Genomic DNA, 7966 nt, shown 5'->3' with positions numbered 1-7966 from the left:
TCGGGAGACCTCGACCCTCACCCCGACACCGACGCGCCGGCCCGCCGCGCGACGTGCGCTACACCCTCATCTGGGAAGAGCCACTTTGCCCCGCTGGCCCTGCACCCCAGGCGGAGGAGGTGTGCCGGGGTCGGGGGTACAGAACGTGAGCCCAGGCGAGGAATCCGTGACCGGGCAGCGCGAGGTACAGCTCGGCGGGGCAGCACCTGGCTAGGCGTGAGCGGGGCCGTCCGGGGTGTCGGGCGCCTGGCTAGGCGTGAGCGAGGCCGTCCGGGGTGTCGGGCGCCTCGCCGGCCACGGCGGCCACCTCGCCGGTGACGGCTGCGGACCCCGCCAGCACGGCGTCCTCCGCGTCGGGATCCACGCCACCGGCGAACTGCGACCAGTACAGGCGGTGATAGGCGCCCTCGGCCTCGAGCAGCGCGTCGTGATCGCCCTGCTCCACGATGTCGCCGTGCTCCATCACGAGGATCACGTCGGCGTCGCGGATCGTGGAGAGGCGGTGCGCGATGACGAAGCTGGTGCGGTCCGTGCGCAGCGCCGCCATCGCCTCCTGCACGAGCACCTCGGTGCGGGTGTCCACGGAGGAGGTGGCCTCGTCGAGGATCAGCAGCGCCGGATTCGCGAGGAAGGCGCGGGCGATGGTGATCAGCTGCCGCTCACCGGCGGAGATGTTCGCGCCCTCGTCCTCGATCACGGTGTCGTAGCCCTCGGGCAGGGTGTGCACGAAACGGTCCACGAAGGTGGCGGTCGCCGCCGCGATCACCTCGTCGTCACTCGCGTCGAGACGCCCGTAGCGGATGTTCTCGCGGATCGTGCCGCCGAACAGCACGGCATCCTGCAGCACCATGCCCACCTGGCTGCGCACCGCGCCGCGGTCCAGGGCCCGGATGTCCACGCCGTCGAGGCGGATCTCGCCGCCGTCGATCTCGTAGAACCGCATGATCAGGTTGACCAAGGTGGTCTTGCCGGCGCCGGTGGGTCCCACGATCGCGATGGTCTGGCCGGGCTCGGCGACCAGGGTGAGGTCCGTGATCAGCGGCTTGTCGGCCGTGTACGAGAAGGCGACGTGGTCGAACTCGATGCGCCCGCGGGTGGGGGCGGTGAGCTCGGCTCGCTCGATGCGGCGGCGCGGGAGGGCACTGCCGGCGACGGGGCCGTCGAGAGCGGGAGTGCCGTCGAGAGCGGTGTCCGGGACGGTGATCTCCCCGTCGGCCTCCTGCTCCTCGGCGTCCAGCAGCTCGAAGATCCGCTCGGCCGAGGCCACGCCGGAGATCAGCATGTTCGCCATACCGGCCACCTCACCCAGCGGCGCGTTGAACTCGCGCGAGTACTGGATGAAGGCGACCACCTGGCCGAGGCTGAGCTGCCCGCTGGCGATCCGCAGACCGCCCACCACGGCGATCCCCACATAACCCAGGTAGGTCACCCACTGCATGATCGGCATGATCATGCCGGAGTAGAACTGCGCCTTGAAGGACGCCTCGTACAGCTCCTCGTTGCGCGTATCGAACTGCTCGAGCATCGAGTCCTGGCGGTCGAACACAGTGACCAGGTCGTGGCCGGTGAAGGACTCCTCGACGTGGCCGTTCAGCCGCCCGGTGTTGCGCCACTGCGCGGTGAACAGCTTCTGCGACTTCGATCCGATGATGCCGATGACCACGCCGGAGATCGGCAGCGCCACCAGGGCGATCACGGCCAGCTGCCAGGAGAGGTAGAACATCATCGCGGTGATGCCCACGATGGTGAGCACCGCGTAGACCAGAGAGGCGAAGGCCTGCTGGAGGGCGGTCTGCACGTTGTCGACGTCGTTGGTGGTGCGCGAGAGCAGGTCACCGCGCTGGCGGGTGTCGAAGTACGAGAGCGGCAGGCGGTTGACCTTCGCCTCGATCTTCTCCCGCAGGCGGTACACGATGCGCATGACCACGTCGTTGAGCAGCCGGCCCTGCAGCCAGTCGAACAGGGCCGCCACGAGGTACATGCCCAGCACGACCAGCAGCAGCCGTCCCAGCGCCGGGAAGTCGACGCCGTCGCCGGTGAGGACCCCGTCGAAGATGACGTCCATCGCGTCGCCGAGGATCGAGGGTGCCCACACGGTGAGCGCCGTGGAGATGATCCCGAAGGCCAGCACGATCCCGAGGCTGAGCTTGTGATCTCCGAAGGTGCCGGCCAGGCGCAGTGCGGAGGGCCAGAAGGCCTTGGCCTTGCGCGGCGCGGACTCGCCCCACTCACCGCTCATGGAGTCCTGCATCTCGAGGATCTCGGCCTCGGTGAGATCCGGGGCGGCCGCCCCGGATCGCGGCGTCGCCCCGTCGGCCGGATCCGTCACGTTCTCTCCCTGCTTCTTCGCGGCGCTCATGCCGGCTCCTCCACGGTGATCTGGGAATCGACGATCTCCCGGTAGGTCGTGCTGGTCTCGAGCAGCTCCTCGTGGGTGCCGCGGCCCACGATCCGACCTTCGTCGAGCACGAGGATCTGGTCGGCGCCGGTGATGCTGGAGATGCGCTGGGCGACGATGATCCGCGTGGCGCCCTCGGTGTGCGCATCGAGCCCGGCGCGCACCGCGGCGTCGGTGGCGACGTCGAGGGCGGAGAAGGAGTCGTCGAAGACGAACACCCGGGGCCGGGCCACCAGGGTGCGGGCGATGCACAGGCGCTGGCGCTGCCCGCCGGACACGTTGGTGCCGCCCTGGGAGACGCTGGACTCCAGGCCTGTCGCCGCTCCCTCCCCCTCGCCGGTGGTGCGATCGGCGACGAACTCGGTGGCCTGGGCGATGTCGAGGGCGCGCCACAGCTCGTCCTCGTCGGCCGTCGGATCGCCGAAGCGCAGGTTGTGCGCGATGGTGCCGGAGAACAGGTACGGCTTCTGGGGCACGAGGCCGACGGTCGCGGAGATCGTGGCGCGGGCGAGGTCGGTGACCGGCACCCCGTCCAGGAGCACCTGGCCGCTGGTCGCGTCGTGCAGGCGCGGGATCAGGCTGATCAGCGTGCTCTTCCCGGAGCCGGTGGAGCCGATGATCGCCGTGGTGCGGCCTGCCTCCGCGGTGAAGGAGACGCCGTCGAGCACGGCGGCCTCGGCGCCCGGATAGGAGAAGGTGACGTCCCGGAACTCGACCGTCGCGCCGCCGTCGGCCCGATCCAGGGCGACCGGGCGGGAGCTCTCGGCGAGCGTGGGCGTGGTGTCGAGGACCTCGCCGATGCGCCGGGCGCTGATGATCGCGCGCGGGAACATCATGAACATGAAGGTGCCCATCATGACCGCCATGAGGATCTGCAGCAGGTACTGCATGAAGGCGGTCAGCGAGCCGACCTGCACGAGCCCGGCGTCCACGCGATGCCCGCCGAACCAGAGCACGGCGGCGGTGGCCAGGTGCAGCACGACGGTGATCGCCGGGCCCATGATCACGAACAGCCGGCCGATCCGCACCGAGGTGTCGGTCAGGGTCGCGTTGGCGTCCTCGAAGCGCGCGGTCTCGTGCTTCTCGCGCACGAAGGCACGCACCACGCGGATGCCCATGATCTGCTCGCGCATCACCGAGTTGATGGAGTCGATGTTGTCCTGCATGCGCTGGAACAGCGGCATGAGCTTCGTGACCAGGAGGCCCACGATGACCATCAGCACCGGCACGGCCACCCACACCAGCCAGGAGAGACCGGGGTCCTCCTGGATCGCCATGACGATCCCGCCGATGGACATGATCGGCACCATGACCATGAAGTTCAGCGTCATCAGCACGAGCATCTGCACCTGCTGCACGTCATTGGTGCCGCGGGTGATCAGCGTGGGGGCACCGAAGCGGCCCATCTCCTCGGTGGAGAAGCGGTCCACGCGGGTGTAGATCGACCGGCGCACGTCACGCCCCATGCCCATCGCCACCCGGGCCCCGAACCAGACGGAGATGACTGCGGTGATGACCTGCACCATCGCGACGATCAGCATGACTCCGCCGACGCGCCAGATGTAGTCGGTATCGCCCGTGGCCACCCCGTTGTCGATGATGTCCGCGTTGAGACTGGGCAGGTACAGCGTGGCCAGCACGGTCGCGAGCTGCAGCACGATCACTGCCCCGACGTGCGGGAGGTAGGGGCGGAGGTGTCGCCGGATGACGGTCCAGAGCATGGAGGGTCCTTGGTGAGGGGTCAGGCTGGGGTACGGCAGTGCTCGCACCGCGATCGGCGGCAGGAACAACGGTAAAGTGGGAAGCGGACAGATCCTGTCCGCGAAGTGCACCGCGCCCCGGGCACGGCGGCAGCAGTCCATTATTTCGTAGTGCCCCGCGCACCGCACCCGACTTTTGGAGGAGGACGCGGACCGCACAGTTCTGTGCACGCAGCGGGGTTCCGTGGAACCTCGGACCGAGGACGTGGCGCCACAGGTCGCGGTCAGGTCACCGAGAGACGATCCCCCGTGGACGAACACCCCGGAGGAGGCGACCGTGAGCGCAACAACCCTGCTCGTCGGCTGCGGCCGCGTCGGCATCCGCGTGGGTGAGCTGCTGCACGCCAGGGGCAGAGCAGTCGACGGAGACGGAGAGGTCGACGGAGGCAGCGAGATCGCCGGACTCCGCCGCGACCCGAGCACCCTGCCGCTCGCGTTCACACCGATCACCGCGGATCTCAGCGAGCCCCTCCCCTCCGCGCTGCCCGCGGTCGACGCCATGGTCATCACGCTGACCCCGTCCGTCGCCGCGAGCTATCGCGAACCGCTGCAGCATCTCGCCGCCGCCCTCCCTGCGGCGCCCCGGCGCACCGTGTTCGTCTCCTCGACCCGGGTGCTCGAGGGCTACGACTCCTCCCGTCCGCTCACCGAGTCCGATCCCGCCCGTCCCCGGTCGGAGCGGGCCCACGTGCTCCTCGACGGGGAACAGGCCGCGCGCGAGCTGTTCGGGGCGAGCATCCTGCGACCGGCGGGCATCTACGGGCCCGGGCGCGATCACCTGATCCGGGCCGTCCTCGAGGGGCGCCCTGTCGAACACGGCCGGCACACGAATCGGATCCACGAGGTCGACCTCGCCCGGGCGGTCGTGACGCTGCTCGGCACACCCGATCCGCCGGAGCTCCTGCACGCCGTGGACGGCGTCCCGTCGACCCTCGGCGAAGTCGTCACGCACATCGCACGGCGGCTCGGGAAGCCCGCGCCCCCGCGCAAGGAGCCGGATACCGGCGTCGGCACCGTGCTCGACGGCACCGCTCTCCTCGATCTGCTCGGCTCTCTCGAGGTGCCCGACTTCCGCGCCGGGTATGACGAGATGATCGACGGGTCTCCACCCCCGCGTGCCGATGCGCCGTGAGGTGCGTCAGCCCACGACGCCCTGTCGAGACGTCCGCACGAGGCGTTCGACGAGGTCGTCCGGGATCGGCTTGCGCGGGGTGAAGGTGATGCCGGTCTTGGTCGCTGTGAGACCGGCGGCCGCGATCTCCTCGGCATGCTCGGCGATGGCGCCGGCGAGGAGATACAGCCCGCACTGCCTGCTGAATGCTGCATAGCTGGCCACGACCGTGCCGTCGATCGTGAACCCGGGCATGCTGTAGGCCACGATCTCCTCGGCCTCCGGCAGGACGCGGCGCAGGATCTCTCGCAGCCGCTGCAGCGAGGGCTGGAACTGTTCGGGCGCCGACGCGATATAGGCGTCGTGGTCGGTGATCGACGTCATGAGGGGGTCTCGCTTCCCATCCCTGGTCGTGGTCAGGCCATGCGCTTCTGCGTCCTCCAGGCTACAGCGACCCCGAGAACCTGTCCTCGGCACCCCTGAGGTCCCCTGACGACGCGGATCGCGGGGTCATGGGTTCGGGGATCTCCGGGTCAGGACGACGATCTGCTGAACCGTTCGGCTTTCCGGGTGGGTCCGGTGACCAGGATGGTGTCTCCCTCCGTGAGCACGGTGTTCTCCGTCGCTGGCTGCCAAGCCTCGTTCCGGTGCTTCACGGAGCTGACGGTGACTCCGAACTTGCGGCGGATGCCGCTGTCGCCGAGCCGTGTTCCCTCGTACTCGGGATTCAGCGCGGTCTTGACCATCGCGAAATCGGTGTCGATCTCGATGAAGTCCTGCATGCTGCCGAGCACGATGTGGGCGACGCGGCGACCCATGTCCTTCTCGGGGTACACGACGTGGGGGATCCCCAGCTGCTCGAGGATCAGGCCGTGCGCGTCGCTGACGGCCTTCGCCCAGATCTGCGGGACCGAGAAGCGCAGCAGCAGCGACGTGACCAGGATGCTCGACTCGATGTCGCTGCCGATCGCGACGACCACCCGATCGAACTCCGAGACGGACAGCTGACGCAGCACCTGCTCATTGGTCGCATTGGCCGCGACGACGTGGGTCAGCTGCCCGTTGAGGGCCTGGACGACGTCCTCGCGCACGTCGATGCCCAGCACCTCGGCGCCGTCCTTCATGAGCTCGAGGGCGAGGGACTGACCGAACCTGCCCAGCCCGATGACGGCCACCGCGTTCGCCGAAGTGACGGAGGAGGAGGGTACGGACCGGAAGAACCTGCGCTTAGCCAATGATCGGCCTTTCCTTGGGGAGGTCGTAGAGAAGGGTCCGCTGCCGCAGCGCGAGGCCGGTGGCCGCCGTGATCGGGCCCAGACGGCCGATGAACATCAGCACGATGAGTATCAGCTGCGCGCTGGCAGGGAGATCCGCCGTGATCCCGGTGGACAGACCCACCGTGGCGAAGGCCGAGACCACCTCGAACAGGATCACGTCGAGCGAGAGGTCGGTCAGGAGCATGATGACGATGGTGGCGGCGACGATGAGGCCGGCCGCCAGCACGATGACGGTGATGGCCTGGCGATGCACCGCCCGGGAGAGGCGCTTGCCGAAGACGGTGACGGCGCCGGCGCCGCGCAGCTCGCCGAGCATGAGGAAGAACAGCACCGCGAAGGTGGTGACCTTGATGCCACCAGCGGTTCCTGCGGGTCCTCCGCCGATGAACATCAGCAGGTCCATGCCCACCCAGGTGGCGGGATCCATCGCCCCGGTGTCGACGGTGTTGAAGCCGGCGGTCCGCGTCTGGGCGGACATGGCGAAGCCGTTCAGGATCCGCAGATGGGGCGGCATCCCTCCCAGCGTCTCCGGATTGCTCCACTCCAGAGCAGTGATGTACAGGGTTCCCAGGGCGAGCAGGAGCGGCGTCGCAGCGACCACGATCCGGGTGTTCATCGACCAGAGGCGCACGGTGCCCAGATGCTTCTTCAGCTGCATCAGCACGGGGAAGCCGACACCTCCCAGCACCGTGGCACCGCTGGCGGTCAGAAGGATGACCGGGTCATCGGAGAAGGACATGAGGCTGTCGCTGTACAGCGCGAACCCGGCGTTGTTGAACGAGGAGACCGCGTGGAAGACGCCGAGCCACACGGCGTCGCCCCATGTCTCGCCGTAGGCGAGGGCGAAGCGCAGCGTGAGGATCACCGCCGCGACCGCCTCGATCATCAGGGAGATCCGCACGACGCTGAGCACGAGGGTCCGCACGTCCTCGATGCCGAAGCTCTTCACCTCTGCCGCGGCGGTGAGCTTCGAGCGCAGGGAGAGCTTCCGGATCACGGCGATGCCGATCACGGAGGCGAAGGTCATCACGCCGAAGCCGCCGATCTGGATCAGCACCAGGATCACGACCTGGCCGAACGTGGTCCAGAAGACGGGGGTATCGACGACGATGAGCCCGGTCACGCAGAGGGCGGAGACCGCTGTGAAGAGGGCTTCCACGAGTGTGGCTCCTCTGGCCCCCGTGGAGGCCGACGGGAGCAGGAGCAGGAGGGTCCCGAGGAGACCGCAGGCGGCGAAGGCCAGGAAGACGGTCCGAGCGGGGCGCGGACGCCGGTCGACGGCGCGGGATGGGGTGAGGCCGAGTGGTGGCACGCGCGGAATCGTACGCTTCTTCGGCGCGGCCGCCGACCAGCCGTCGTGCCTGGAGACGCGGGCCTGTCCCAGCAGGTCCCGCTCGACCGGGAGATCGCCGTCGGGCGC

Annotated in this window: 6 protein-coding genes; 1 reads left to right on the top strand and 5 read right to left on the bottom strand. The window is 68.9% G+C overall.

Annotation, left to right across the window (positions count from 1 at the left end; translation table 11 throughout):
* Positions 1-250 precede the first annotated feature (250 nt).
* Both ABD093_RS19670 and ABD093_RS19665 read right to left on the bottom strand, forming a co-directional pair.
* Entirely contained in the window at positions 251-2251 is a 2001-nt protein-coding gene (locus tag ABD093_RS19670) for an ABC transporter ATP-binding protein (RefSeq protein WP_343926696.1), read from the bottom strand.
* Between the two features lie 104 nt (positions 2252-2355).
* Positions 2356-4119: an ABC transporter ATP-binding protein gene (locus ABD093_RS19665; RefSeq protein WP_343926692.1), complete on the bottom strand. Its 1764-nt coding sequence runs from the start codon at positions 4117-4119 to the stop codon at positions 2356-2358.
* 316 nt (positions 4120-4435) lie between these two features.
* On the opposite strand from ABD093_RS19665, the gene ABD093_RS19660 reads away from it, so the two are divergent.
* Entirely contained in the window at positions 4436-5290 is an 855-nt protein-coding gene (locus ABD093_RS19660; RefSeq protein ID WP_343926690.1) for a Rossmann-fold NAD(P)-binding domain-containing protein, read from the top strand.
* A 6-nt stretch (positions 5291-5296) separates the two neighbouring features.
* On the opposite strand, the gene ABD093_RS19655 is transcribed toward ABD093_RS19660, so the two are convergent.
* The 3 genes from ABD093_RS19655 to ABD093_RS19645 all read right to left on the bottom strand — a co-directional run bounded on the left by ABD093_RS19655 (position 5297) and on the right by ABD093_RS19645 (position 7858).
* Positions 5297-5653, bottom strand: a complete 357-nt coding sequence (locus ABD093_RS19655) for an iron chaperone (protein ID WP_343926688.1) — start codon at positions 5651-5653, stop codon at positions 5297-5299.
* A 149-nt stretch (positions 5654-5802) separates the two neighbouring features.
* Positions 5803-6504: a potassium channel family protein gene (locus ABD093_RS19650; RefSeq protein WP_343926686.1), complete on the bottom strand. Its 702-nt coding sequence runs from the start codon at positions 6502-6504 to the stop codon at positions 5803-5805.
* Positions 6497-7858: a TrkH family potassium uptake protein gene (locus ABD093_RS19645; RefSeq protein ID WP_343926684.1), complete on the bottom strand. Its 1362-nt coding sequence runs from the start codon at positions 7856-7858 to the stop codon at positions 6497-6499. Before ABD093_RS19645 ends, ABD093_RS19650 begins: the two co-directional genes overlap by 8 nt.
* Positions 7859-7966 lie beyond the last annotated feature (108 nt).

It is taken from the genome of Brachybacterium tyrofermentans (assembly GCF_039526165.1).
GTDB classification, from domain to species: Bacteria; Actinomycetota; Actinomycetes; order Actinomycetales; family Dermabacteraceae; genus Brachybacterium; species Brachybacterium tyrofermentans.
The sequence above is the reverse complement of the archived record's forward strand: the minus strand, read 5'-3'. Positions and strand labels throughout refer to the sequence as shown.